This window comes from Buttiauxella warmboldiae (assembly GCF_003818135.1).
Taxonomy (GTDB): Bacteria; Pseudomonadota; Gammaproteobacteria; order Enterobacterales; family Enterobacteriaceae; genus Buttiauxella; species Buttiauxella warmboldiae.
In genome coordinates, this window is the sequence record NZ_RPOH01000130.1 from 1 (window position 1) to 580 (window position 580).

At 52.8% G+C, this 580-nt stretch carries 1 protein-coding gene; it reads left to right on the forward strand.

The window, feature by feature from the left end:
• Positions 1–195 precede the first annotated feature (195 nt).
• Positions 196–580 (forward strand): amino acid permease (locus EHN07_RS20385; protein ID WP_124025823.1); only part of this gene is annotated, 385 nt, incomplete at its 3' end.

The following is a 580-nucleotide window of genomic DNA, read 5'->3' on the forward strand; positions in this document are numbered from 1 at the left end:
AAATTTCCGCGCCCCGGGAAACCTGAGGCAAGCCGCTACGTCCGTTGATACTCCTCGTTAGACTCCCGCCATAAGTAAATTACTTATAATTCGCTGCCGATCATGAAGCTCTCTTATAACAGCGTATTTGTACTATATGTCTGGGACGGGTTTGCTACAATCTCGCCTCATTTTTTCGACGGACCGCAATTTTCTATGGTTTCTCAAGATAAAACAACACAAGCGCCTGGCTTACGTCGTGAGCTAAAAGCGCGCCACCTAACGATGATCGCCATCGGCGGCTCTATCGGGACCGGGCTATTTGTTGCCTCTGGCGCAACCATTTCTCAAGCGGGCCCAGGCGGCGCGCTGCTCTCCTATATGCTGATTGGTCTGATGGTCTATTTCCTGATGACAAGCCTGGGCGAGCTTGCGGCCTATATGCCGGTTTCTGGCTCTTTTGCCACCTACGGGCAACAATACGTGGAAGAGGGCTTCGGCTTCGCGCTGGGCTGGAACTACTGGTACAACTGGGCGGTCACTATCGCCGTTGACCTTGTTGCATCACAGCTGGTGATGAACTACTGGTTCCCGGATACCC